Source organism: Flavivirga rizhaonensis, from assembly GCF_004791695.1.
GTDB classification, from domain to species: Bacteria; Bacteroidota; Bacteroidia; order Flavobacteriales; family Flavobacteriaceae; genus Flavivirga; species Flavivirga rizhaonensis.
Window position 1 is genome coordinate 85,345 of record NZ_SRSO01000010.1, and the last position, 26,761, is coordinate 112,105.

The 26,761-nt window shown below is 31.8% G+C and carries 29 protein-coding genes; 11 read left to right on the forward strand and 18 right to left on the reverse strand.

Annotated features, from left to right (window positions below; translation table 11 throughout):
- The first annotated feature begins 53 nt into the window (after window positions 1–53).
- Both EM932_RS09125 and EM932_RS09130 read left to right on the forward strand, forming a co-directional pair.
- Entirely contained in the window at window positions 54–929 is an 876-nt protein-coding gene (locus EM932_RS09125) for a cell division protein FtsX (RefSeq protein ID WP_135876878.1), read from the forward strand.
- A gap of 162 nt (window positions 930–1,091) precedes the next feature.
- The gene (locus EM932_RS09130; RefSeq protein WP_135876879.1) at window positions 1,092–1,346 is read left to right on the forward strand and encodes a DUF3098 domain-containing protein; all 255 of its coding nucleotides are present in this window, start codon (window positions 1,092–1,094) and stop codon (window positions 1,344–1,346) included.
- A gap of 235 nt (window positions 1,347–1,581) precedes the next feature.
- On the opposite strand, the gene EM932_RS09135 is transcribed toward EM932_RS09130, so the two are convergent.
- The 6 genes from EM932_RS09135 to EM932_RS09160 all read right to left on the reverse strand — a co-directional run bounded on the left by EM932_RS09135 (window position 1,582) and on the right by EM932_RS09160 (window position 9,938).
- Entirely contained in the window at window positions 1,582–2,718 is a 1,137-nt protein-coding gene (locus tag EM932_RS09135; RefSeq protein ID WP_135876880.1) for a glycerate kinase, read from the reverse strand.
- Between the two features lie 18 nt (window positions 2,719–2,736).
- Complete coding sequence (locus tag EM932_RS09140) at window positions 2,737–4,383, reverse strand: sodium:solute symporter family transporter (RefSeq protein WP_135876881.1); 1,647 nt, start codon at window positions 4,381–4,383, stop codon at window positions 2,737–2,739.
- Window positions 4,384–4,400: 17 nt separating this feature from the next.
- The gene (locus tag EM932_RS09145; RefSeq protein WP_135876882.1) at window positions 4,401–5,150 is read right to left on the reverse strand and encodes an AAC(3) family N-acetyltransferase; all 750 of its coding nucleotides are present in this window, start codon (window positions 5,148–5,150) and stop codon (window positions 4,401–4,403) included.
- A gap of 4 nt (window positions 5,151–5,154) precedes the next feature.
- Window positions 5,155–5,781, reverse strand: a complete 627-nt coding sequence (locus EM932_RS09150) for a GNAT family N-acetyltransferase (RefSeq protein WP_135876883.1) — start codon at window positions 5,779–5,781, stop codon at window positions 5,155–5,157.
- A gap of 119 nt (window positions 5,782–5,900) precedes the next feature.
- Window positions 5,901–7,205, reverse strand: a complete 1,305-nt coding sequence (locus EM932_RS09155) for an MGH1-like glycoside hydrolase domain-containing protein (protein ID WP_135876884.1) — start codon at window positions 7,203–7,205, stop codon at window positions 5,901–5,903.
- A gap of 138 nt (window positions 7,206–7,343) precedes the next feature.
- Entirely contained in the window at window positions 7,344–9,938 is a 2,595-nt protein-coding gene (locus EM932_RS09160; RefSeq protein WP_135876885.1) for a TonB-dependent receptor, read from the reverse strand.
- A gap of 139 nt (window positions 9,939–10,077) precedes the next feature.
- Between EM932_RS09160 and EM932_RS09165 the strand changes: the two genes are divergently transcribed.
- The 5 genes from EM932_RS09165 (at window position 10,078) to EM932_RS09185 (ending at window position 13,998) form a co-directional block, all read left to right on the forward strand.
- Window positions 10,078–11,100, forward strand: a complete 1,023-nt coding sequence (locus tag EM932_RS09165) for a LacI family DNA-binding transcriptional regulator (RefSeq protein WP_135876886.1) — start codon at window positions 10,078–10,080, stop codon at window positions 11,098–11,100.
- A 51-nt stretch (window positions 11,101–11,151) separates the two neighbouring features.
- A complete protein-coding gene (gene uppP / locus EM932_RS09170; RefSeq protein ID WP_135876887.1) occupies window positions 11,152–11,949 on the forward strand; it encodes an undecaprenyl-diphosphatase UppP in 798 nt (265 codons plus the stop codon).
- A 1-nt stretch (window position 11,950) separates the two neighbouring features.
- Entirely contained in the window at window positions 11,951–12,646 is a 696-nt protein-coding gene (gene truB / locus EM932_RS09175; RefSeq protein ID WP_211344274.1) for a tRNA pseudouridine(55) synthase TruB, read from the forward strand.
- Window positions 12,647–12,684: 38 nt separating this feature from the next.
- A complete protein-coding gene (locus EM932_RS09180; protein WP_135876888.1) occupies window positions 12,685–13,224 on the forward strand; it encodes a hypothetical protein in 540 nt (179 codons plus the stop codon).
- Between the two features lie 120 nt (window positions 13,225–13,344).
- On the forward strand, window positions 13,345–13,998 hold the full coding sequence (locus EM932_RS09185) for a hypothetical protein (protein WP_246040988.1): 654 nt from the start codon (window positions 13,345–13,347) through the stop codon (window positions 13,996–13,998).
- Here EM932_RS09185 and EM932_RS09190 read toward each other — a convergent pair.
- On the reverse strand, window positions 13,982–14,599 hold the full coding sequence (locus EM932_RS09190) for a thioredoxin family protein (protein WP_135876889.1): 618 nt from the start codon (window positions 14,597–14,599) through the stop codon (window positions 13,982–13,984). The two genes, EM932_RS09185 and EM932_RS09190, sit on opposite strands and share 17 nt — an antisense overlap.
- Before the next feature lie 95 nt (window positions 14,600–14,694).
- Between EM932_RS09190 and EM932_RS09195 the strand changes: the two genes are divergently transcribed.
- On the forward strand, window positions 14,695–15,261 hold the full coding sequence (locus EM932_RS09195) for a DNA-3-methyladenine glycosylase I (RefSeq protein WP_135876890.1): 567 nt from the start codon (window positions 14,695–14,697) through the stop codon (window positions 15,259–15,261).
- A 139-nt stretch (window positions 15,262–15,400) separates the two neighbouring features.
- Here the strand turns inward: EM932_RS09195 and aat are convergent, their stop codons facing one another.
- The 3 genes from aat to EM932_RS09210 form a co-directional block, all read right to left on the reverse strand.
- Window positions 15,401–16,024, reverse strand: a complete 624-nt coding sequence (aat, locus tag EM932_RS09200) for a leucyl/phenylalanyl-tRNA--protein transferase (protein ID WP_135876891.1) — start codon at window positions 16,022–16,024, stop codon at window positions 15,401–15,403.
- A 292-nt stretch (window positions 16,025–16,316) separates the two neighbouring features.
- Window positions 16,317–16,694, reverse strand: coding sequence for a DUF3127 domain-containing protein (locus tag EM932_RS09205; protein WP_135876892.1), 378 nt, complete (start codon window positions 16,692–16,694; stop codon window positions 16,317–16,319).
- 21 nt (window positions 16,695–16,715) lie between these two features.
- A complete protein-coding gene (locus EM932_RS09210) occupies window positions 16,716–17,585 on the reverse strand; it encodes a flavin reductase family protein (RefSeq protein WP_135876893.1) in 870 nt (289 codons plus the stop codon).
- A gap of 120 nt (window positions 17,586–17,705) precedes the next feature.
- Between EM932_RS09210 and EM932_RS09215 the strand changes: the two genes are divergently transcribed.
- Together EM932_RS09215 and EM932_RS09220 are read left to right on the forward strand one after the other, a co-directional pair.
- The gene (locus EM932_RS09215) at window positions 17,706–18,869 is read left to right on the forward strand and encodes a sensor histidine kinase (RefSeq protein ID WP_135876894.1); all 1,164 of its coding nucleotides are present in this window, start codon (window positions 17,706–17,708) and stop codon (window positions 18,867–18,869) included.
- Window positions 18,862–19,218, forward strand: a complete 357-nt coding sequence (locus EM932_RS09220) for a hypothetical protein (protein ID WP_135876895.1) — start codon at window positions 18,862–18,864, stop codon at window positions 19,216–19,218. The genes EM932_RS09215 and EM932_RS09220 overlap by 8 nt, the downstream gene beginning before the upstream one ends.
- On the opposite strand, the gene EM932_RS09225 is transcribed toward EM932_RS09220, so the two are convergent.
- Both EM932_RS09225 and greA read right to left on the reverse strand, forming a co-directional pair.
- Entirely contained in the window at window positions 19,213–19,602 is a 390-nt protein-coding gene (locus tag EM932_RS09225) for an HIT family protein (protein WP_135876896.1), read from the reverse strand. The genes EM932_RS09220 and EM932_RS09225 overlap by 6 nt on opposite strands.
- Window positions 19,603–19,693: 91 nt before the next feature.
- Entirely contained in the window at window positions 19,694–20,167 is a 474-nt protein-coding gene (gene greA, locus EM932_RS09230; protein ID WP_135876897.1) for a transcription elongation factor GreA, read from the reverse strand.
- A gap of 154 nt (window positions 20,168–20,321) precedes the next feature.
- On the opposite strand from greA, the gene EM932_RS21215 reads away from it, so the two are divergent.
- The gene (locus EM932_RS21215; protein WP_246040989.1) at window positions 20,322–20,546 is read left to right on the forward strand and encodes a hypothetical protein; all 225 of its coding nucleotides are present in this window, start codon (window positions 20,322–20,324) and stop codon (window positions 20,544–20,546) included.
- 313 nt (window positions 20,547–20,859) lie between these two features.
- Here EM932_RS21215 and EM932_RS09240 read toward each other — a convergent pair whose 3' ends face one another.
- The 6 genes from EM932_RS09240 to EM932_RS09265 all read right to left on the reverse strand — a co-directional run bounded on the left by EM932_RS09240 (window position 20,860) and on the right by EM932_RS09265 (window position 26,746).
- On the reverse strand, window positions 20,860–23,193 hold the full coding sequence (locus tag EM932_RS09240) for a TonB-dependent receptor (RefSeq protein WP_135876898.1): 2,334 nt from the start codon (window positions 23,191–23,193) through the stop codon (window positions 20,860–20,862).
- 192 nt (window positions 23,194–23,385) lie between these two features.
- Entirely contained in the window at window positions 23,386–23,793 is a 408-nt protein-coding gene (gene arfB / locus EM932_RS09245) for an alternative ribosome rescue aminoacyl-tRNA hydrolase ArfB (protein ID WP_135876899.1), read from the reverse strand.
- A 2-nt stretch (window positions 23,794–23,795) separates the two neighbouring features.
- Entirely contained in the window at window positions 23,796–25,343 is a 1,548-nt protein-coding gene (locus EM932_RS09250; RefSeq protein ID WP_135876900.1) for a DUF4301 family protein, read from the reverse strand.
- Window positions 25,343–25,909 (reverse strand): AAA family ATPase, encoded by a 567-nt coding sequence (locus tag EM932_RS09255; RefSeq protein WP_135876901.1) that lies wholly within the window; start codon window positions 25,907–25,909, stop codon window positions 25,343–25,345. The genes EM932_RS09250 and EM932_RS09255 overlap by 1 nt, the downstream gene beginning before the upstream one ends.
- Complete coding sequence (gene pnuC / locus EM932_RS09260) at window positions 25,870–26,502, reverse strand: nicotinamide riboside transporter PnuC (RefSeq protein WP_211344275.1); 633 nt, start codon at window positions 26,500–26,502, stop codon at window positions 25,870–25,872. The genes EM932_RS09255 and pnuC overlap by 40 nt, the downstream gene beginning before the upstream one ends.
- Window positions 26,486–26,746 (reverse strand): thiamine-binding protein, encoded by a 261-nt coding sequence (locus EM932_RS09265; protein WP_135876902.1) that lies wholly within the window; start codon window positions 26,744–26,746, stop codon window positions 26,486–26,488. The genes pnuC and EM932_RS09265 overlap by 17 nt, the downstream gene beginning before the upstream one ends.
- Between the last annotated feature and the right edge of the window lie 15 nt (window positions 26,747–26,761).

Genomic DNA, 26,761 nt, shown 5'->3' on the forward strand with positions numbered 1-26,761 from the left:
TGAAGTTTCTTTTCATAGACTTTATTATTTTTACGACATTAATCCATCATTTTATGAGTTCATCATTTGAAAAACACCAAAAACGCAGACTTATCTCCTCTTATTTCTCTGTGGTATTAAGTATTGCTTTAGTGTTGTTTTTATTGGGCTTATTAGGAATGCTTATTCTAAATGCCAAAAAAGTATCTGATCATTTTAAAGAACAGGTAGTTGTAACCATCTATTTAAAAGATTCTGCTAAAGAGGTGGAAACGAAACAACTTGAAAAAAGTTTGGCTATGGCAGATTATGTAAAATCTACCGAATATGTTTCTAAAGATCAGGCTGCCGAATTTATGAAAGCTGAAAATGGTGAAGATTTCATGGACTTTGTGGGTTATAACCCATTACAAAATTCAATTGATGTGCATTTGAAAGCCGATTTTGTAACTTCTGAACATTTAGAAAAAATTTCTGCTGATGCGTTAAACAAAAACTTTGTTGATGAGGTTAACTATGACAATGACTTGGTTAATTTAATGAACGACAACGTGAAAAAGATTAGTTTTTGGGTACTTATTATAAGTGCTATTTTCACTTTAATTGCTGTTTTGCTTATTAATAGCTCTATAAGATTAGCTGTTTATTCTAAGCGTTTTACAATAAAAACCATGCAAATGGTTGGTGCTACAAAGCAATTTATTAGACTTCCTTTTATTTGGAAGAGTGTTCGTTTGGGAATGATTGGAGCAGTTTTGGCGCTCATAGGCATGGCCATTGTTTTATATTATCTTAATAAAACCTTTTTAGAATTAGAGTTATTAAGCAATCCTTTTTTAATGACGCTTTTATTTGTTTTTATTTTTGCTCTAGGTATTGTTATTACTTGGATAAGTACACATTTTGCAACACAACGTTTCTTGAATCTGAAAACGGATCAACTGTATTAATAGAGTAACAGTCAATTAAATTTAGATTCTCTTAACGTAAAAGTTTTAAATAAAACAGTTACTTTGCATTTAGCAATAGTTACTAGTAGCTTTGCAAACTCTAAACATGTTATTACAAATAACCATTGAAAGAGATATTATTTATACTGAATTTAACTAGTTATGGGAGAAAAAAAACGAAAAGAAGCCGCTAAGAGTATATTTGTTTTTGGAAAGAAAAACTATAAATTTATGTTTATTGGTTTAGCTTGTATTGCTTTAGGTTTTATTTTAATGTCTGGTGGCGGTAGTGACGACCCTAATGTTTTTAATCCTGAAATCTTTCATTGGAGACGTATAAGGCTTGCGCCTGCTATTATTCTGATTGGGTTCGGCATTGAAATTTATGCTATTTTATTGAATCCTGATAAGAAATAACTATCTTTTAGTCTCATAATTAGCTGAAAGAGGACTCTTTAAGTTTCCATAAATTTTTGACACGAATTGCGCTAGTTTTCACGAATGATTGTAATAACCTGCCTTCGATTAATAATATACTGATTTTTAATTTTCTATATAATCCCTAGGTGTTTTTATTTGAGTTTTAAACCTACAAGATTCTTTAAAACCTTGCAGGATAACACTTTGGATCTTGTAATTGAAATTACACAAATTAAAAACTATGTTTCTTTATTTTTTGAGCCAACTTACTTGAAATAACCACAAGGTATTTATAAGAATTATTCATTGCATCATTAAGATCTTTAGCTTTTCCAATTACGGCATCAGTATAAGAAAGACCAAAATTTTTAGCTTCTTCTTTAGAAAGCGAGACACTTCCACATAAAGCGGCTACTGAAATATTATGTTTTTCTGCTGAAGTAATAACACCCTGAATCGTTTTTCCTGAAAGGGTTTGAGAGTCCAGCTTACCTTCCCCAGTAATAATCCAATCGGTATTTTTAATTTTTTCATCAAAATCAATTAAATCTTTTACCAAATCAATTCCTGATTGCAATGTTGCATTTAGAAAAACCATAGTTCCAGCTCCCATGCCTCCTGCTGCTCCTGCGCCTTTTATATGTTGAACCTCTAAATTAAAAACTTCTAAAAACAGCTTAGAAATATGTTGTAACCCTTCGTCTAGAAACTTAATTTCTTTTTTTGAAGCTCCCTTTTGAGGACCGTAAACATAAGCTGCTCCATATTCTCCAAATAATGGATTAGTAACATCGCAAGCTACTTTAAAAGTAACCGATTTTAATTCTGGAATAACATGAGTTGCATTGATGCTTTTAATTTGCGATAAATTTTTTCCTATTGGGCTTAACTCAATCCCATTTTCATCTTCAAATTTATAACCTAAAGCCATTGCCATTCCTATCCCACAATCGTTTGTGGCACTTCCGCCAATACCTAAAATAATGGTTTTTGCCCCTTTGTTTATGGCATCTAGAATCATATCACCTGTACCAAGCGACGTTGTGTAAAAACAGTTTCTGTCTTCAGCTTTTAAAAGTGCCATTCCCGAGGCTTCAGCCATTTCAATAAACGCTGTTTCTACAGTATCCATATATAAATAGGAGGCTTCAATGGGTCTGAACAACGGATCATTTACAATAACCTTTACACGTTTTCCTTGTAAATGATATTCTAATATTTCTATAGTGCCATCGCCACCATCAGCAAGTGGTAATTTAACGATTTTGGCATTGGGCAATATGTTTTTAACACCTTCTTCAACCGCATTACAAAACTCAGTCCCTGTTAAAGAGCCTTTAAATTTATCTGGTGCTAGAACAATTTTCATGATACAAAACTTAAAACTTTATCCAAAAATAACAGGTACAAAATAACTAAACACTAAAATAGCTATAAAGAAAGTCACCAAAATATAAACTTCTTTTATCATGAAATCTTCTTTCTTAATGGCTACATTGAAATTTGAAATACTTTTGACTTTCACATTCCTGGTAAATGCACTAACAACATAAGCCACAACTAAAGAAATGATAACGCCTGTAAAATTAAGCCATATCCAAAAAATATGAATTCCTAAATCTACATGAAACAACTCCTGTATCGTCTTAGAAAAAGTAAGATTAATAAGCACTGCGATAATAATTCCTGCATTCATACCAATATGATTCACTTTTTTAGAAAAGAACGCTAAAATAAAAGTAACCAATACAGGACCATAAAATACGGAGCCTATAGCGTTAATAATTTCTATAACAGCACTTTTACTGCCCCCAAAAAGAAAGGCACTTGCAATACAAACTATTCCCCAGAAAACCACCGATCCTTTTGAAATAAACATGTATTTTTTATCTGTTAGTTTTACTTTGCCTCGATTAAAGAAATCTTCCACTGTTACTGCCGAAAGTGAGTTTACCGTTGAGCTTAAAGAAGACATTGCTGCGGATAGTATGCCTACCATTAAAATTCCAATGAGTCCATGTGGCAAATATTTCATGATAAAAACAGGAAGCATCAAATCTGGTTTTATTCCATTTTTTGCAAACTCTTCCGGGAAATATTTCTGAGTTGTGTCTGTAATCTCTTGAAGAAAATCTGGAGCTAATGTGACTAATCCACCAATAACAAGTCCCATGGCACAATAGATTAAAACTACTGGGAAACGCAGAAGACCATTTGCTAATAAAAGTTGGCGAATGGTTTTTTCACTTTTAGCAGATAATAATCGTTGTGCCTGTGTTTGGTCGCATCCATAATAAGAGGCATATAAAAAGAAACCTCCAATTATCATTGGTAAAATACCGTATTCGTTCCCTTCTCCAATACCTAAATTAAAGTCAATGACTTTTAATCTTTCGGGGTCAAATCCTTGAGATAAACCGCCATGGTCTTGCAAAAGATTCCATCCAAAATAAAGACAAATAAGAAGTCCTGCAAAAAGTATTATCATTTGAATAGCGTCTCCCCATACAACAGCTTTCATACCGCCTTGCCATGAGTACACAATGGTTATTATACTTATAATTAAAATGGTGTAACCAAAATCTATATCTAAAACGGCTTGTAAAATAATGGCAATAGTATATACCATGACCCCTGTTGCTAAGGCGCGACTAATTTGAAAAACAATACTTAATACTAATCTGGTTGATGGGCTAAAACGTTTTTCTACAAATTCATAAATACTGACTACTCCAGACCGAAATAAGGGTGGAATAATAACAACCATTATAAAAATCATAGCCAACGGAACGGCAAACTCAAAGGTTAACCATTTCATGCCGCCTCCTAATTTTAGCCCTACAAATGCAGGAGCCGATATAAAACTTATAGCAGACAATTGGGTTGCCATAGTAGAGAGACTTAAAGGAAACCATCCCATGCTTTTTCCTCCTAAAAAATAATCTTTAGAGTCTTTGTTATCCTTAAAAAAGAACCCCATTCCTAAGAAAAATATAATATAAAATATGACGATACTATAGTCTAGCCAATTCATGATTTTAAGTTTTGGTGTTAGTTTAAATTTTCTGTTTTTTCTACAAAGTAGTGTGAATCTAACTTCAGCATTTTTGATGCTTCATTCCAAAGTTTCTTGGCAGTTAATATTGAGCATTCTGCTTTGAAAATTTTTCCTTTTTTAATCCAATTGTCTGTATTAGAATCAATAATTCTATCATAGCGTTGTACAAAGCCATCAAAATTATGCGTCGTATAATCTTTATTGTAACAATTACCTTCTTTATTAATTAGTGTATAATTAACTGTTTCTCCAAATAAGTAAGGTGGCTCTATAGTTTCTTCTATAGCGTGCATAGACGTATTTGGTTTTAAACCGCAACCTAACATTAAAATTTTACCATTATATTTTGGTAAAAGCGCAAATGGAGAGTTTGGTCCACAAGGTGTATTATCTAGACCATGTGATTCTGTAATAGACATGGCTTCTTTACCTATGGCACATACTGAATGTGTTGGATGCATACTTCGATTAACCCTAAAACTTTGCCTAAATAGTTCTGGTAAAAACCCAACACATGATTTTGTTTTTCTATTATCAAAACACGGGTTTAAAGCATTTACATGTTTATGTGATAACCCTGGAAAAATCAAAGTTCCTCTGTAAAGATATTCAATGAAAAAATTCAGAAAATCATTGGCTCTAAAGGGCATTTGTCCTAATGATTTATAAGAAGAATGAACCAATACTATATCATCATTCTTAATATCTAAATTCTCTAAGCTTTCAAAAAAAACATGTTTCATTATTTTATTTTTTTAAGAATTTTAATGAACTCGTCTTGACTTTTGTTTTCAAATCTGTCTTCACTTTTTCAAACCATTCATTTTTTAAAATACTTAATAGAATGATATCGGTTCTTCCCTTTCCATCTAGTGATGGAATAAAATTTCGTAATAGGCCTTCTTCTTTACAGCCTATACTTTTCATAGCCGCAATACTTGTTTTGTTTTCTATATGTGCACCAAAACCTATGCGTTCTACTTCTAATTTTTCAAAGGCAAACTGAAACAACACATATTTGCAATGCTTATTTAATCCTGTACCTCTAAAGTTTTCCCCAATCCAGGTATGTCCTAATTTTATTGATTTCAAGTCTGTTATGTAGTCATAAAACCTTGTTGTTCCAACAAACTCATTTTTTATTTTATCGAAAATAACAAACGGATATTCCTTTTTTAGTTTTCGGTTATCAATGGCTGATTGTATATAGTTGGTTAAATTTTCAAGTCCGTTTCCTTTTTCAAGAAAGTATGTCCAAACATTTGATTCGTTTGAAATATCAAGCAAACTTTCAACATGTTCCATTTTTAAAGGGCTTAATTTAACCCGATTATCCTCTAGAATATATGCTTTTGAATAATCGAAATCTAACATACATTTTTATTTTAGTACTTAATAATTTTTTACTACTCCTGCAAGGTTTCAAAAACCTATGTAGGTTTAAATGTTCTTATTAGAATACCTACAAGGTTATCAAAACCTTGCGGGATAAACTAATTATTTAGCATATCTATCAACAAAGCAGCACTCCAAGAAAAATCTTTTCCTCCATAACCTGCTTTTCCATCAACATGCTCTTCTTTTCTAGAATCGAAGTATTCATAAAACCCATTTTTCTCAATAATTTCTATGGTATCTTCTTTTACACGTTTAGCAATATCATTATATCCATACTGGATTAACCCTTTATAAAGAATCCAATTAAGATTAACCCAAACTGGTCCTCTCCAATATTTTTTGGGATTGAAACGTTCGCTAGTTGGGTCGAAAGAGGCACATAAATATTGATGGTCATTTCCGAATTTATCCATCATTGTTTTTACTAATATGGCTGCTTTTTCCTTACTAGGAATATTAGCATATATTGGAGAAAAAGAAGATGAGGATACAAATCTTAAAGGTTTTTCGTTTCTTAAATCGTAATGAATGTAGGCTCCTAGCTCTTTGTCAAATAGCTTATTATTGAAACTTTCAATAGCTTGATTTTGCCATTTTTCAAGTTGTGCTATTTTATCTTGATTGTCACCGATAAGCTGATACAAGTCTATTAAACTCTCGTTTGACTTGATGAGCATGGTATTAAATAGTGGGTCTTGCACCAAAAACGGTGACAATTCTGCTATTTTTTCATCTTTATAATTGTGTTCTTTAGCAATATCAATGATATGCAGATAATGGTCATATTCTCTTTTTGATGGTCTTTCTGAAGCATCAACATGGGTAGTATCTCTACGCTCGAATGTATATTCTGGCGGATTCATGGTAGCCCAAATATCATCCCAAATAGGGGAATTATCGGTACCCGATTCCCAGTTATGATAGATGTAAATGAGTCCTTCATTTTGAGGGTCTCTATTAGTATAAAAATAATTATGGTTATCGTAAACTTTATCAATGACGCCCTCAATGAATTTTAGTGTCGCTTTTTTATCCTTACTTATCCTGTACATTTCTTGCAAAACAAAACCTGTTACTGGTGGTTGTGTCATGCCCGTTGACCTATATTCTCTAGAGGCTTGTACATGTAAATCTGAACGATGAAAATCTGATCCCGGAAAATAGGTATCGCTTTCTGTATGAAAAATGATATGCGGAATAAATCCATTACCCCATTGAGAATCTAATAAAGTTTCTATTTCTTTTTCGGATTTAGGCATATCAAAATGCGCAAAACCAATGGCAATAAAACCAGAATCCCAAAACCATTGGAATGGATATAGGTTAGCACAAGGTACACTAAAGCCATCTTTCCAGTTCTTGTTAAGAACTTCAATCGCTTTGTTTTGTATAGCTTTCATCTGTTATCTTTTGTTTTAAAGTTCAGATTATTATTTGTTTTTAATTATTTCGATTAGCCTTGAATTTGTTATAATCATAAAAAACTCATCACTTACACTTAGCAGTAAGTGATGAGTAATCAAACCAAACAATTTAAATTAAAAATTAAATGTAGCATTAAAAAACACCCTTGTTGGCAATACAGGTCTTCCTACAAAATATTCTTCTTCCGTTTGACTATTATTAAGTCTTGGAGAACCTTCAGTTACGCCAGAATCGTTGAATAAATTAAATATTTGCATTCCGAAACGCAGTGTTTCACTATTTTCTCCAATAGGGAATGTATATCCTAAATTTAAATTCGCTAAACCTATCCCGTCTAATTCAATTGAATTAGAGTCGTTAGAGAATTTTTTTCCCGTATAGTTGTAAACAAAACTTCCGTCAAATTTAGAGTTATCATAATCTAAGCCGAAAGCCGTTACTATATTGGGCTGTCTTCTTAATTCATTACCTTCAAAATCTGGATTACTTTCAGATTTACTAATTTCATGGTCTTGATATGTAAAAGATCCGTTGAAATTAAATTCGTCAGTGAATTTATATTTCCAGGTAGTCTCAATACCAAAAGTTTTAGTATCTTGTTTATCAACCTCTTCAGTGGTTCCTCCAGATCCATTATTCACAAAACTTACCGATCTTCTGTCTTTTAAGTTTACTGCATATAGTGCTGCTGTTGCAGAAAATTTATTTTGACCATATTTAACACCTAATTCTGCCTGATTAATTTTTTCCGTATCGTAACTATTAGGGTTTCCTAAATTATCGAATTTGGTCCCTCTAAGTTCTGGAAAAAAGTAACCTCTTGAAAAGTTTCCATAAACACTAAGGTTATCATTAACCTTGTACAGTCCAGCTATAGCTACCGCAAAATCATCAGCAGATACGTGTCCGCGTGTCCAAGTACCATTTCCCCATGAAACATTATCTAAATTAGTAATGCCTGTATTGTCGACATTGAAAGAAGATGTTCCTTCGTTCTCAATATCTCCAGATGCTCTTTCATAACGGATACCAAAATCTAAATTCCATCTATCTAGTTTTATCTCATCAGCAATAAAAACAGCTACTTTATTGCTGTTAATATTTCTGTTAGTATAAGCAGTTCCTCTATTAGTTACACCATTAACAGTATACCCCGAAAGGTTTACCAACTCTGGTCTGTCATTATACTCCCCTAAATAATTAGTAATTACATTAAAATCTCCAGCTTTAGAACGCGACATAAAAGTTCCTAAAGTGATACTATGTTGTCCTGCTGTTTTCGTTAATTTAAAATCTGCCATTAATTCTGTTAATGGTCTGTTTCTGTCTAAAATTCTGTTTTCAAATAATAAGGCATTAGCTGGTAACGCTTCCCCATTAAGCAATGTGAAACTTCCTCCAGATAGACCTCTAGCATCTAAATATTCCTGTTGTGTCTCAACAACTTTTGCTCCTCCAACACCACTTCCGTCTAAGAATAAATTAAATTGATGTTTGTACCGAGAGTATCTTAATTTGGCATCTAATTTTAAATCATCAGAAAAATTATGCTTAAAGCTGGTTAAAAAATACCCCCCTTTAGTAAGGACGCCATCTTCTATTGGAGAACTATAAATACCATCTGGTGTGGCATACGATATATCGGAGGCTGCAGCTGTTTGTAATGTAAATATTTCTTGTCCATCATTGCCGTTAGGGCGATTACGTGAGCCTCCTTCTAAAGGATAAGGCAAGAAAAACTGAACTGCATCATCGATAAATTGTCCTGAGAATGTTATTGAGCCTTTGTCCGTAACATGTTTTAAATTTCCTCTTAGCTGGAATCCTTCAGTAGCTAACCCTGTTTTTAAAGGTCCTTCATCATATCTATAAAACCCAGAAAGCGCATAAAAAGTTTTAGAATCTGTATCACCTAAAGGACCACTAGTTAAAAAGTCTGCTTTATATCTAGAATTTGAAGCGACTTCCGTTCTAATAATACTTTTTGGTTTTACATTTCCAGTTACACTAGTATAGTTAATAATACCTGCAACCGAACCCACTCCGTATAAAATAGAAGAACCCCCACGAACAAACTCTAAACTTTTAACACCTATGTCGTTTCTAAAATAAACATCATGTGCAGAAGAGTTTAATCCGAATGTACTCAACACAGGCATTCCATCTATTTGTAAAGGATTAAATTGGTACTGACCGCCAGATGGCAAACCTCTTACAAAAATGTTTGATGCAACTTCTCCTCCACCACCTTCTGCGGTAATACCTGGTACGCTTCTTAAAACATCTGCTTGGCTACTAATGTTTGTTTTCGATAATTGTTTAGCTCCAAAAGAAGTTATGGATAATGGTGTCTCCTTTTGTGAACGTGTTGTTGATGTTGCTGTTAAAACAATTTCATCTAATTCGTTTCCTCCTTCTTTTAAAATAAATTGTAAAGTAATTTCACTTCCGTCAAGATTTATAGACTGTTCAATTGAACTGTACCCAATAAAAGACACCTGTATTGTCTGTTCTCCTGAAGCATTTGAGGTGAAACTAAAGTTTCCATCAAAATCTGATGTAGTTCCCGAAGCACTACCCAAAATAAGGATATTAGCTCCTGTAATAGGCATACCCGATTTGTCTTTAACAGTACCCGAAATATCTGTTTGCGCAAATATTGCGGGAATGCTAAATGCACATAATAATGTAAAAATAATTTTCTTCATGTTGTATAGTTTAGTTAATTTATTCCAAAATTATAAGAAGACATATAATAAAAGTTTAAAAAAATTGCCATATTTTTATGCAAACGTTTGCGGGAACGTTTGCTTTATACATTAGTTAACAATAGAATAACCTAATAAGATGAAAAAGGAGATAATTACACTAAAAAAGCTAGCACAAATACTTGAATTATCTACTTCTACAGTTTCACGAGCTTTAAACGACCATCAAGATATAAGCGAAGCAACCAGAAAAAGAGTAAAGAATCTTGCCCAATCAATGCACTATGTCCCAAATATTTTTGCCAGAGGATTTAGAAAACACAAAACAAACATTATTGGAGTTATAGTTCCTAACATCACACATTATTTTACAACAACTATTGTGAGAGGGATTCTTGAAGAAGCTAAGTTAAAAGGATATAGAGTTATTATTTCAGAATCTAATAATGATACTGCAAAGCAAACAGAAATGCTAAATACAATGATTCAATTTGGTGTAGACGGTATATTAGTATCATTAACCAAAATGACTAAAGATATTGATACGGTTCTCCAAACATTAAATAAATGTCCTTTAATTTTATTTGATAAAGTATCTAATAAAATCCCTTGCACACAAGTTACTATAAATGACGAAGAAGCGGCTTATAGTGCCATAGAGCATTTAATAAATATTGGGAAAAAAAGGATCGCCATTATTAAAGAACGTGAGTTCTCGTATACTTCAGAAAAAAGATATGCTGGTTATTTAAAAGCATTAAAGGACCACAACATAGAAATAGATGAAAAAATAATTATTAGTGTAGATGATATTTCTACCCAACAAGGAAAACGAATGACCAACCATTTACTTAGTATAAAGAAAAAACCAGATGCTATTTTTGCAATAACAGATAGTTCTGCGGTTGGTGTTATACAAACTTTAAAAAAATTCAACATAAAAATACCTGAAGAGATTGCTGTAGTGGGTTTTAGTAATTCTAGATTTTCTACAATTATTGAGCCGAACCTTACCACTGTTGATCAACCCGGTGAAACCATAGGCAAGAATGCTGTAAAATATTTAATTGAAGAAATAGAAAATACTACGGATACTATATCTAATAAAATGATAGAAATTAAAGGAACACTCATAATACGTGACTCTACTTTTAAAGTTTAAAATATTGGCAAGAATTCATTATTGCTAAGTCTATTTTAATATTTTTGCGCCATGGATATTATCGATGCAATTATTTTAGGGATTATTCAAGGGCTCACTGAATTTTTACCTGTATCATCAAGTGGTCATTTAGAACTCGGAAAAGCCATTCTTGGTGACAGTTCTGTACCAGAGGAAAGTTTGTTATTTACAGTCGTTCTACATTTTGCAACTGCTTTAAGTACTATTGTCGTTTTTAGAAAAGATATTTTAGACATTGTTAAAGGGGTACTGAAATTTGAATGGAATGAAGATTTACAATTTGTTTCAAAAATTATAGTATCAATGATCCCTGCGGTTATTGTCGGATTATTTTTTGAAGAGCAATTAGAGCAACTTTTTGGAAGTAATATTTTATTAGTAGGGTGCATGCTAATTATAACGGCTATTTTACTTTTTTTAGCAGACAAAGCTAAAAACACTAATAAAAAAGTTTCTTTTAAAAACGCTTTTATTATAGGAATTTCTCAAGCTATAGCTATGCTTCCTGGCATTTCACGTTCTGGCGCTACTATTTCGACCTCTGTTCTGTTAGGAAACGACAAAACAAAAGCAGCTCGTTTTTCATTCTTAATGGTAGTTCCTCTAATTTTTGGTAAAATCGCAAAAGATATTATGAGTGGTGATTTAACTTATGATAGTGGAAACTTCACGTCATTATCAATTGGTTTTATTGCTGCCTTTGTTGCAGGATTATTTGCTTGTACATGGATGATTGCTTTGGTTAAAAAAAGTAAGTTAAGTTATTTTGCCATTTACTGTATTATTGTTGGTATTATTGCTATTGCTTTTTCATTATTAAATTCGTAGAATGATTACGAAAGAAAACTATCTTTCCGGACAGGTCTTGTTAATAGACAAACCTTTAAACTGGACCTCCTTTCAAGTGGTTAATAAATTGCGTTGGGAAATCCGTCAAGCTTTTGATATTAAAAAAATAAAAGTCGGGCATGCTGGCACACTTGATCCTTTGGCGACTGGACTACTGGTTATTTGTACAGGTAAAATGACCAAACAAATTGATACTTTTCAAGGTCAGGTTAAAGAATACACAGGTACTATTGTTTTAGGCAGTACAACACCGTCTTATGATTTAGAAACTGAAATCAACGAAACATTCTCTACCACCCATGTTACCGAAGCATCAATTCTTGATACAACGAAACAATTTATAGGGGATATTCAACAATATCCACCTGTTTTTTCAGCATTAAAAAAGGATGGAAAGCGATTATACGAATTTGCCAGAGCAGGCGAAACCGTTGAAATAAAGCCGAGAACTGTTGCCATTTCAGAATTCGAAATCACAAAAATAAATGGTTTAAATATTGATTTTCGGGTGGTATGTAGTAAAGGCACTTACATTCGTTCTTTGGCAAACGATTTTGGAAAAGCACTAAATTCAGGAGCTCACTTATCTGCTCTAAGACGTACTAAAATTGGTAATTTTGATGTAGATGAAGCTGTTTCCATTGAGTTTTTTATAAGAGCACTTTCTTTGGAATAATTATTGATAACAGAATTTGTTTCACGAAATCTTCAATTATGAAACAAATTTACATCTTACTTTTATGTTTACCATTTTTTTGTTTTTCTCAAATCCGTAAAGAAAAATCTCATGGTCTTTTTTATAAATTATCACTGGCTGCAACATTAACCATCAACAAAGAATATACTATCAACAATGATGACGATGAAACATTTTTAAATCCAAGTGCATATTTCTTGAATAACACTATTGGTTATCAATTCGATAAACGCACCTCTCTAGGACTAAATTTTGAGTATGATTACCATTCACAACAAGGGCTTCACTTTTTTCCAACCTATTTAAATCTCCGACATAATGTTATCGCAGATGATGATAATATTTTTGTGAGAGCTGGGTACGGAACACTTTTAGGTTTGAATAAAAATTTTGAAAAAGGTAACGTATACAAAATTGGTATTGGTGTTCAAACTTTTGATCAAAACTTCAGAAATTCATTTTTAATAGGAATAGATTTTACCAGAAAACAATTTGGATATAAAACCATCGAAGGGTTATCAAGCATTTCAATTTTTTTAGAATTTATGTTATTTTAAACTTTTTAGCGTATTTTGCCGTATATTAAGCAAATAATTCTCTCTAACAAAAACGATTTGCACCTAACAAATCAACATAAAGCCCTACTAATCACGTTCCTAATTTCAGGAACGGTAATCATGTCTGTTTTTAATTTAAGTCTTAAGAAACAAGACAAATTTGCTTCAGAAAGCTATTATGAAATAGAGCCTGAAAAAGAATTAACCGAAGAAGAAATTAAAATATTAGAGGCTTTAGAGAAGTTAAATGCAAGTAAAGCAGAAACTAACAAGGCTTTTAATGAAACAAAAAGCAACAAGCATTTTGCTGAAGCCTTTAAACCTATTGCTCCTCCAGAAGATTATGTACCAAAATCTAGCAATACTTCAGAAGACACCGAATCTTACACTAAAGCATATGAAGCCCCTGATGATTCTAAAGTAAACAAAGACGAATTATCATCATTTAGTAAAGTCAATGATTTATTGAAAAAACAGCAAGAAGATGGTGCTAATACAAAAAGTACCATCAGTTTCTCATTAGTCAACAGAAATAAAGTATATATCCCTATTCCTATTTACTTATGCGAAGTTGATGGTAAAATAGTTATAAATGTTACAGTTAATGAAACTGGACATGTTATAGACGCCTATATAAATACGTCTTCAACCTCAGACAACGAGTGCCTAATAGAACATGCTTTACAGTATGCTAAAGATTCTCGCTTTAGTGAAGACCCAACCAAGAAAACACAATTAGGGTCTATTACATTTTTCTTTATTGGCAAACATTAGGCTCTAACTCGCAAAGCATATCGGTTAAATCGTCTATAATATTTTGCCCCTTATTAATATTATACCAATGTTGTAAATCTTCTTTAAATTCTGGAGTCAATTTCCCATGCATTGCTTTAAATCTATTAACATAATTAGTTGCTTCACTAGGTCTTGGTCCAAACGTACTTAAAACATCTCCTGTGTTATTATCTAACATGATTAGTTTAGGAATGGCTTTACCTCCATTGGTTAAAAAAGCATCCATCAACTCAGGGTTTTCATCACGAAGCACCACTTTAAAAGTAATATTATCATTTAGTTCGGAAACTTTATTCAAAACAGGTACTATGTGTGCAGCATCACCACACCAGCTTTCTGTAATTACTAGCCAGGTAACAGGTTCTTTAAACGATTCTATTTTATTTAAAGCCTCTTTAGTTACCTTAATAGTTTTATCCCAACGTTTCATACGTCGATCATTAAGCTTAGTGTAACTAATTAAAGCTTCTGTTTTTTCATTTCCAGTAGTAGAATTATTTTCAACTAATTGCTTTACCAAATTTCTATAATCTTGATATGAAATACTTTTATCTAAACTATTTTTTATAATGATGTCCATAATCTTCTTTTAATGAATACTACAAAATTAGCATCTTGATTTTTTAATTAAGATGATATTTGTCATACTTTTGTATTGAACCTTACGAGATTTTTATGAAAACAAAGCACAAATGTCATTGGTGTGTTGGAGATGAGTTATATGAAGCGTACCATGATGAAGAATGGGGCAATCCTGTTTATGAAGATGAAACTCTTTTTGAATTCTTAATTTTAGAAACATTTCAGGCTGGTTTAAGTTGGATTACCGTTTTAAGAAAACGTGAAAATTTCAGAAAAGCATTCGATCATTTTGATTATAAAAAGATCGCCAATTACAAACAAGATAAGATTGATTCGCTACTACTAGACTCAGGGATTATTAGGAATAAACTAAAAGTAAATGCCACGGTTACCAATGCACAAGCTTTTATAAAAATTCAAGAAGAATTTGGTAGTTTTAGCAAGTATATTTGGGGCTTTGTAGATGGCAAACCTATAAAAAACGCTTTTAAAACTCTAAAAGATGTTCCTGCTAACACCCCTTTAAGTGATACTATTAGCAAAGACTTGAAAAAGCGAGGATTCAAGTTTGTTGGTACCACAGTTGTTTATGCCCATATGCAAGCTACGGGCATGGTAAACGACCATGAAGTGAGTTGTTTTAGATATGAACAAGTTTAATTTTTATATAATAGTCCTTGGATTATTTAGTACATCACTTTTAAGGATATAAAAGCTTAAAAATAAAGCAAATGCAACTCAAGTTGTATTATGTCAAACTTCAAACAAGATGACACCACAATTATTATGATACAAGTTACTATAAATATCCTAAAAAAGTATCTCTGGAGATCTCTTCGGCACCCAAACTTTCCAAGTGGTTTGTATACACCTGACAATCTATAAGTTTATAATTAGTATTTTGAATAAACGTTATAAAACCAACCTTACTGGCATTACTTTCTTTAGTAAACATGCTTTCGCCACAAAACACATCATTACCTAAATCGACCCCATAAAGTCCGCCAACTAAAGTATCATCTTTCCAAACTTCAACAGATTTTGCAAAACCTAACTCATGAAGTTTCACATAAGCTTCAATCATATTATTTGTTATCCAGGTACTTGCTTGACCATCACGTTTTATTTTAGAACATTCTGTAATCACTTCTTTAAAAGCTTTGTTAACAGTAACTATATAATCTTTATTTCGTAATACCTGTTTCATACTTTTGGATATTTTTAGTTTCTCTGGAAATAGTACAAAACGCGGATCTGGTGACCACCATAAAATAGGTTCTTCTGCTTCAAACCAAGGGAAAACACCTAATTTGTAGGCACGCAATAACCGTTCTACAGATAAATCACCTCCTATAGCCAGTAAACCATCTTTGGTAGCTTCACTTAGGTCAGGAAACCAAATATCTTCTGTTAGGTATTGCATCTAAAGTTTTTTTATATAGAACTCATTTAGACTTTTTCAACTTGCTAAAAAATTGCTGTTTTCAGCTCTGTTTTTGTCTTTTTTTCCTTCCGTAGCTCTGCTATGCAACTCAAAAAAGTCTTCAACAGAGGCAAAAACTTCTAATTTTCGCTTAAATTCAAAAAGTCTAAATGAGTTCATAAAAATAAACAACCTCAACGTTAAAATAAACATTGAGGTTGTTTTTATAAGATTCCCACCTTTACTTCGACTACACTCAGTATAGACTAAAGAGAATAATAAATCATTTTAATTAAAAAGGGAGATCATCATGATCGTCTTCTTTTAAATCTCCTGCAGGCTCAAAAGCATCGGCTGGTGGTACTGGTGGTAAATTTTCACCTGAAGCATCAGCTTGTAAAGCTTCTATTCTCCATCCTTGAATAGAATTAAAGTATTTAGTCTCTCCTTGTGGATTTACCCATTCTCTACCTCTTAAATTAATACTAATCTTTACTTGCTGCCCTACTTGATAACTGTTCAACAAATCTGTTTTATCTTGAACAAACTCCACCATAATGTGTTGTGGATACTGCTCTTCTGTTGTTACTACAATTTCTCTTTTTCTAAACCCATTACTCCCAAAAGTTTGAGTTTCTCCTACCATTTTAATTCTACCTTGAACTTCCATTAATTATTATTTATTACTTATTTAACTTAACAATATTTTCCAAGCACTTTCAACATCACCAAAACTAAGGTAATTACGTGCTAATTTATGCTTTTGCCTATGTGTAGCCGTTTTAATATTTGAATATCTTGCTCCTAAATCTTCAACAAAACGCTTCACACTTTCATCTGTAGGCAATGCTTCTATATTGGCTAACATCCCTAAATCATTTCCAGTTAAAACCATACTGTTTTTAACATGGTCTGGAAAATTATCAACCCCTATTCCTAATGTTGACAACGGTTTAGGGATTTCAAAAAAGCCCTTTTTAGCTCGCGTATAATAACTACCACCTGCTCTGGCAACTAAATCTAATTTTTGCTGGTTTATCATACCATTTTTATCAAGCACATCCTCATCTATATGAAGTTTAACAACTTCGCAAATAATTAGATTTCCTGCGCCTCCTTCTGTTCCTAACTTAATAACATCATTCACCTTGCATTCAAACTGTACTGGTGCTTCTGCTACACGAAATGGTTTAACAATATCAGATTTTAACATGGTTAATCCCGATTTATCAAACTCATTAACCCCATCAGGGTATTCCGTACTACTTAACGACATTTGGTGAACCATATCATAATTCACCACATTAATAACTACTTCTTTAGTTTCTTCAACATTTTCTAACGTATGCTTTGTCGTATTATCTCTAACACGTCGTGCAGGTGAAAATATCATAATAGGCGGATTTGCACTAAACACATTAAAAAAACTAAATGGCGATAAATTCGGATTCCCATCTGCATCCATTGTGCTTGCAAAAGCTATTGGTCTTGGTGCTACTGCGCTTAACAAATAACCATGTAATTTACTGGTAGATAAGCTTTTTGGCTCAAACGATGTCATTAGCTTTTAGTTTTAACAAATGTAACTATTATCTTGTTTAACTAAAAACCAATTTACTAACATCTTAAACAATAATATTAACAGATTTGCATTATATTACAAGTTAAATTTAATTAATCAATGATTTTTACAAAGTATGGTAACGCATTTCGTTGGATTATTATAATAGCATCTTTTGTTATTGTTTCTCTCATTTTATGGAAAACCTATGAGTTTTTTCAACATTTTAAAGAGGAAGAACGCACCAAAATGGAAAATTGGTCGTTTGCTCAATCTGATTTATTAAAAACAGATAATCTTAATGGTAATATAGGTGACTTGCCCTTAAAGGTAATTACAAGTAACAAAACAACTCCCATGATTAAAGTTAATATTGATGGTAGTTTTGACTTTAATAATATAAGAGAAGATAAAGCAAAGGATTCTGCATATATTAAAAAGCTAATTTCAAATTTTGAAAAAGAAAACACTCCAATTGACGTAAAAATTGATGGTAAACTTATAAGTACAATTTACTACGGAAATTCTCCTTTATTAAACAAGTTAAAATATTATCCATTAGCACTTTTACTTATTGTTGTTTTATTTGGTGCTGTTATTTTCTTTTTTTATAGTAGTAATAAGAATGCTACCCAAAATAAATTGTGGTCTGGTATGGCTAAAGAAACAGCCCATCAAATAGGAACACCTTTATCGTCTTTAATAGGCTGGACAGAAATTTTAAAAAGTGAGCATGTAAATCCAGATTATATTGCAGAAATTGAAAAAGATGTAGATCGATTACAAACCATTACCGAACGCTTTAGTAAAATAGGATCTTTACCTACTTTAGAAACAACTGACATTATTAAAGAAACTATTGACTCCTACGATTATTTAAAAACAAGATCTTCTAACCTTATAGACTTCGAAATTATAACTCCAGAAGGAGATATCCCTGTTAAACTTAATAAACAATTATACAGTTGGACGATTGAAAATTTAGTAAAAAATGCCATTGATGCCATGAAAGGTAGAGGTAAGCTTTTAGTTGAAATTTCTCAATTAGAAAATAATGTAAAGGTTAGTATTACTGATACGGGAAAAGGAATTTCTAAAAAAGATTTTAATAAAATTTTCACCCCTGGATACACTACAAAAAAACGCGGTTGGGGATTAGGTTTATCACTTACCAGACGTATTATTGAAGATTTCCATGATGGTAAAATAAAAGTTTTACAATCTCAAAAAGAAAAAGGAACTACAATACAAATTAGTTTAAAACGTGCCCCAAATTATGTCTGAAAAACTAGTTACCATAAAAGAAGTTGTATTAACAAACAACTGCCCAGAGTGTTATAGTAAAGAAGGCTTACGCTTATCTTTTAAACAGAAAATAATTGACACTAAATTTTATAAGTCTATCACTTCTAAAATTAGTCATGAAATTACCTGTAAAACGTGTAAAATGATTATTTATCCCGTAAAATGGACTGATGATATTGAGCGTGTTTTCGAATATCATAAAAAAGCATTTGTACCAAAAAAGGCATCAACCTACTTAAAGAAAGCGTCGTGGATTGCTATTATTTTAACTAGCATTATAATCATCACTGCAATAACATTAGCAGTAGTATACCCCTTTAATTTATAATTGAGTTTTAATTGCTTTTGCTAAGTTTTGGAATGCTTCTGTTGAAAGTTTTGTTTTTTTAATAAAACGAGCATCTTCCATAGTATGTAATGGAATTAAGTGTACATGTGCATGTGGCACCTCTAAACCTATAACAGACATCCCTACTCGCTCGCAAGGAATAGCTTTTTCTATAGCCAAAGCAACGCGTCTTGAAAAACTCATTAATCCATTATAAGTTGCTTCGTCTAAGTCAAAAATTTTATCAACCTCTTGTTTAGGAATACAAAGTGTGTGTCCTTCACTATTTGGGTTTACATCTAAAAACGCTAAAAAGTCGTCTGTTTCTGCAACTTTATAACAAGGAATTTCTCCATTAACTATTTTTGTGAAAATTGAAGCCATATTGATTGAGAGGATATATTATTCAGAAAATATTTTTTGTTCGAGTTTATCTGAAATCTTGACGAAAAGATTGAAATAAAAATATCAAATTTTATCTAGAAATTTCTATAATATCAAACTTCATAACACCATTAGGCACTTGGATTTCAGCAACGTCACCTACAGATTTTCCAAGCAAACCTTTTCCAATAGGAGAGTTCACTGAAATTTTACCCGAAGCTAAATCGGCTTCTCCATCTGCCACCAATGTATAATTCATTTCCATGCCATTGGTTTGATTCTTTATTTTAACTTTAGATAACACTAATACCTTAGAATTATCTAACTGAGATTCATCAATGACCCGCGCTCCTGCTAATACCTCTTCTAATTTAGAAATACGCATTTCCAACATCCCTTGTGCTTCTTTAGCAGCATCATATTCGGCATTTTCACTTAAATCTCCCTTATCTCTGGCTTCTGCAATTGCTTTTGATGCCTTCACTCGCTCTACATCTTTTAATTGTTGTAGTTCATCTCTTAATTTTTTTAACCCTTCTGGTGTATAGTACGATACTTTACTCATAACTTCATCGTTTTACTTAATAAAAGATGCCGAACACTCAGGTTCAGCATATAAAAAAATCTCGCTAACACGAGATTGTATAACAAATATACAAAATATTTAACTCAATTTGCTTTTTGTTGTAAATTGCATTTTTTAATTTTTATAATTATTTATGAAACCTGTTTTCTACCTTATTGCCCTAATTATTTTAACATCTTGCAGTAAAAATTCTGTTGATAATAAAAATTGTAATTTTTTATTAGATCTGGGGGTTAATGTTAATATCAATCTTAGTTTACCACAATATAGTCAGCTTCCTTTTGCAGGCAACTCTGTTTACATAGAAAACGCGGGAAATGGGGGATTATTGTTGCCAGCACAGGCGCCGATTTTTTAGCATGGGATGCTAGTGACCCAAACCATACACCTAGTAGTTGCTCTACGCTTGTTCCTTCTGGATTAAACGCTACTTGTGGCTGTGATGATGCAAATGAATATAGCTTGGTTACTGGTCAATTATTAGGAGGTAAAAGCTTACCATGTAGTTTGAAAAATTATAGAGTAGAAAAAAATGGAAATAATCTCTTAATTTTTAATTAGAGGGATAAAAAAAGGGATTTGATTTGTCAGGTTGAGCTTGTCGAAACCAATATTAATCATCCGTAAATTAAAAACATTTCGACAAACTCAATATAACAACTAACTTATTTTTATAATTTTAATGTCATCCCTAACAAGAAGTTAATGGTTGCCTGTGGATAGTAAAAATTTTCCGTTATAGCAGCATCAGAGGATCCTACTGGTCTATAAAAATAGCTGTAGGTATAGCCATTGGAAACATACTGAGAATCAAATAAGTTATTAACTAATAAATTAAGCCCTATTTCTTTAATCCACTTTGGTTGAATCTTGTAGGATACATTTAAATTATTCACAAAATAGGCATCCATACTTTTTTCATCACTGGATGTATTATCTAAATACTGTTTCCCAACATATTTAGACAACAATGCAATACTTCCATTTTTAATTGGTGAATACGTTAAAGTACTTCCAAATATAACATTTGGCGAAAAGGAAATATCTGTATCTTCAAATTGTGCTACTACAGGTTCATAAGAAACACTATCAAATGTATTTGGGTCATATTGTGTATCGTAAATCACATAATCAAATTCTTTTATTTTATTTTGACTAAACGTCGCATTTGCATCAATTCTAAATTGGTTAGATACTTTATACCCTGTTTGCAATTCTATCCCTGCTCTATAGCTCTTTGCCACATTTTCTCTTATGGGGTCTCCAACATCATCTAAATCTCCTGTTAAAACTAACTGGTCTTTATAATTCATGTAATAGAGATTAGCTGTTGCATAAAAGTTTTCTTTTCTTAGTTTGTAACCAAACTCAAAATCATGGAGCTGTTCTGATTTTGGGCGCACAGGGTTTTTAGTTAAATCATCTCTGTTAGGCTCTCTGTTAGCCACAGCGAAAGACCCATAAATACTATTATAATTATCTATTGTATATGTTAATCCAAATTTAGGATTGAAAAAATTATATGATTCCTTTACATTAATATTTAATAAATCTGAACTTGTTCCTACAGATTCATAACCCACCGTTCTATATTGTAGATCTAGCAAGGCAAATAAGTTATCCGTTACATTATATTCCGCTTTAACATAAGTACTATAATCTTTTTTGTCTCCATAGCTAAAATAGTAGTTACTTCTAATAGGTATTGAAGAAGCAAACGAATCCCAAATAACCTCACCAAAATGATCTCCTTTATACGTATTATACCCCCCACCTAAATACAAGTTTAAGTTTTCTTTTTTATAACTTAAGGAATATACAAATGCATAAAAATCGTTATCTAACCAACGTCTTCTAATAACATCTCCTTCGTCTGATGCATTTGCATTATTAGGGAAGTAATCACCTAATTCTTCATCATTTTTATACTGCTCAAAATAACCTTTTCCTCTAGTAAAATTACCTGAAATATTTGCAGAAAAATGATTATTAAATTGATGAGAGATATGTAGCTGATAATGTGTTTGCTGATAGTTATCTACTTCATTATCGTAAGTATAAAAATTATAAGTTCTTCCAGAGTTTAATAGATTCTGAGTTTCTGCATCAGAAGGGAAATTTCTATCAATAAATGCTTGTATTCCAACTCTGTCATTATTTACAACAGCTTCGGGTGTACCATACCAAGATTGGTAAGTTTCTTCTTTTCCTCCAAAAACAATAGCTTTCACGGCTGTTTTTTTGTTTAAAAACCCTGCTTCTAAATAGTATGAATTTAAATCTGCTCTTGCCCTATCTATATAACCATCGCTTTGAATATTTGATAATCGTCCTTCTGCATAAAAATTATTTTTAAGTCCAGAACCAATGCTAATGTTATGCTTTCTCGTTCCAAAACTTCCAACAGTATTGGTGGTCTTGGCATACCCTTTAGCTGAAGGGTTTAAAGTTTTCAAATTCAAACTTGCTCCAAAAGCACCCGAACCGTTGGTTGATGTTCCTACACCTCGTTGCAATTGTATATCTTCTACAGAGGAGACAAAATCTGGCATATTAACCCAGAAAGTCCCTTGACTTTCTGCATCATTATAAGGGATCCCATTAATGGTTACGTTTACTCTGGTAGCATCGCTACCACGTACTCTAATACCTGTATACCCCACTCCTGCACCGGCATCACTTGTAGTAACTACAGATGGTAATTGATCTAATAAAATAGGCAAATCTTGACCTAGATTGATTGATTCTAATTTCTCTTTTGCAATGTTAGTAAAAGCTACTGGTGTTTTATCTTTAGCTCTGGTTGCAGAAAGAAGAACCTCGTCTAGTTTTTCTGTTTTGGTTGAATCTTGTTGTTTTTGATTTTCTTGTGCTTTGGCACTGATCGAGAACACTAATAGTGCTAAAAAAAGAAATACGTTTTTAATTTGAAAGATGTTATTTTGAAAGTTAAAAAAACTATCATTCTTTGAATTTAAGAATAACTTTTTTAAAGTCGATTTCATTACGATTATATTTAATAATCGAATAAAAAGAGGTCATTATTCTTTATTGTTAGTTAATTATTAAAATCCCTAAACAGCATTACCTGTTCTAGGTTCATTGGGTATGATCTCAGCTCTAAAAGCACCCCTTTTTGAGAACGCCACAAAGATACTAACAATTAATAATTGTTAATATACTAATTGATAATTATTTTAGTCAATATCTGGTTTCCTTCTATTTGCTTTTTTATCGGAAAGATTACGTTTATTTTTTAATCGTTTTCTAATAACTGCTTTAGGAATTTTAGTAGGAATGCGCTTTTTTGGAATGATTAAGCCCACACGGACTAATTCTAGAAAACGTTTTATAACAAGTTCTTTGTTTTTATGTTGACTTCGGCTTTCATCACATTGTAAAATTAGAAAGCCATCTTTAGTCAATCGCTGTTTTAGCTTATTTTGAAGACGTATTTTTTGTTCATTATTAAATGCAAGTGACTCAATTAAATTAAAGGTTAATTCAATTTTCGAGGATACTTTATTGACATGTTGCCCGCCACTTCCTGAGCTTCTAATTGCTTTAAAACTTAACTCTTCTATTAAGATTTCTTTATTGAACATAACTATATCTGGTGTGCCGGCTTAAGTAAATCGTTAACCGTTTTTACAGGATTGAAAGTACTTAAAGGAACCTCAACAAAAAGCGAATTCCAATGTGCCATACTCCCATTCCATAATCCTGGGAGTTCCAATGCTTTTATATCTATTCCATTTTGAGTTTTTGTAGTTATAAAAGCAGCTTCTGGATCTACAAATTCTTTAAGGTTGAATTTCTCGCCTTTGTAGTTTTTAACACCACAAACCAAATCTGTTGGATTAAAATGGGTAGCGTTTTTTACGATTTCATGCTGTGCCTCATTTTGAATATTGATTTGAGCAAACTCTACTATTTGTAAAGATATAACTCCGTTTTTATCTTTTACCCAAAAAGGACCACCTCCTGGCTCTCCTTCATTTTTAACCATACCACACACGCGAATTGGACGGTTTAATTTTTCCTTTAGATATGCTCTTTTTTCTTCTAAAATAAAATCTTCAAAATCTATATGAATGGGAACATGTATCTTATTTGATAAAAAGAGCGCTATTTCAAGAAGTTCTTCTTCTAAAACAACAGCTTGATCTAGTTTATGCAAAAACGCAAAAATCTGCTCTTGAATTTTTATAAGAATGCCTGCAAGTAGTTTTTTATACTCAGAAACCTCGATATTCTTATCAGAAACTACAATATTATCAACATTTTTAATAAAAATAAAATCATTATTCAAATCGTTTAAATTTTCTAACAAAGCACCATGCCCTGCTGGTCTAAATAAAACAGAATCGTCTTCATTTCTAAAAATAGTTCCTTCCATCGTTAGCGCAACGGTTTCTGTGGCTTCTTTTTGATAGGAAAACGATACATTAAAAGTAGTATTCGTTTTTTGTTCCAGATCTTGTTTTATACGATTTAACTCTTCAATAAAATAAGGATGATGTTTTTCTGAAACTGTAAAATGAAGATTTGCTTTATTGTTTGATGCGGCATAAAGTGTTGACTCAAATAAATGCTCTTGAAAAGCTGTTATCACAGTATCTCCATATTCATGAAAGGGGAGCAATCCTTTAGGAAAGAAACTATAATTAAGACTATTTTCGTCCAACATGACTTTTACAAATTGCAGATATTTTTCTCCTTGTGATAAATTATAAAAATTTGAATGTTCTTCTTTAGCTTTTAACACAACGTCATCATAAAATGGAAACTTTTCTAAATTAGAAACAAAAGTTTTAATCAATGTGTCATTATGTTTTTCGGCATAATCCTCAATACTTTCTTTTGAAGGATTGAAATTCTTTAAAAACCGAAATAAAAACTTAAACATTCTGGTTGCTGCTCCAGATGCTGGTACAAATTTTAAAGAAGATAAAGAGTTTTGTTTTGATTCATACAGTTTAATAAAATCCGTTTTCTCTTGCTCGCTATAACTCTCAATACCTTCTCCTATAGTTGCTGCTGCTACTAAATTAGAATAGGACATTCCATTTTTTATGCGCGCCACTTGAGCATTAACTTGATCTATAGTAATACCTTTATTTTGTATTTGTTGAATATTTTTTTCTGTAAACATTAATTATTTTTTAGGAGCTTATCTATATGTTTAATAGCTGTTTCCAGACGTTGATTTTTATCGCCTTTTAACAATACATATGGTTTTTTACTTTTTATTAATTCATTTTGAAAAACTTTAAACATCCCTTCTCTATCTTCTGGTTTATCACGCAAATCATCCGCTTCCCAAAGGATATCAATATAAGTTAAAAAATACAAATCGTAAGTATTCTCCAAAGCGTATTTTTTAATTAAAGGATCACAACTCCCTGAATAATAAGCTTCAGAATACACCTTAATTTCTAATAGGTTGGTATCACAAACTAAAACCGATTCTGTTTCTTTTGCCAATTCATTTTCAAGCTTCATTTGTCCTTCTGCTATAGACAACAAATCCTCTTGCACACACACTTCACCTTCATTATCCCATTTATTTTGGAGATATTCACGCATATATTCTGGCACATAAACTGAATTGTAATACTTAGCCAATTGTCTTGACAATGTTGTTTTTCCAGTACATTCTGGACCAAATAAAACAACTTTTATACAGTTTGCAGGCTGTTGTTTATACTTTTCTTCCATAAAATATAAGCTTGTATAGCTAAAACGGTAAAAATAAGATATTGAAAAGACAACATGCCCCAACCTCTATATGCATAAAGCGGTACAGTAATAATATCTGCGATAATCCAAAGTGTCCAATTTTCAATTTTCTTTCTTGCCATATACCACATCCCAGTAAAGAACATTCCTGAAGTAAAAATATCTATATAATTGGATATGGTAATTTGAATACCTGAAGATTTATAAACTATATAGGTAATAACCATTGTTAATACAAATAATACAAATCCAATAATTTTCTCACTAGTGTTAGTTCTAGAAATTCGAACTACTTTTTTATTATTTTTGGTTCTTGCCCAATTCCACCAACCATAAACACTCATAATAGAAAAATAAAAATTCATCATCATATCTCCATAAAGCTGATCTTTCAATAAAATATAAACCGAAATTATAGTTGCTATTAACCCTGTAGGATAAACCAAAATATTTTCTTTTTTAGCATACCACACACTAGCTATTCCTGTAACTAACACAATAGCCTCTAAAACAATAATATATGTTTCTTTATCTCGATAAGAATTTAAAAAAAAATCAAAAATGGGGTTCATAATCGTGTCTATCTGATTTTACAACCTTCATATATAATAAGCCACTTTCCATAAGCTCGAAAGCTTCTTTAATCTCTGTAGTGAGTAGTTTCATTACGTCGTCATAATCTCCATAAACCTGGGTGCTTAATGGATTTTCCATAACCTTAAGATTTGAAGCTCTCAACTTCTTAATAAAATGAATAATTGTAGGTTCAAAATCATTCTGTAAAGGTGTTATGGTTAATTCTACTGATATTTTCATTCCCCTCTTAATCTC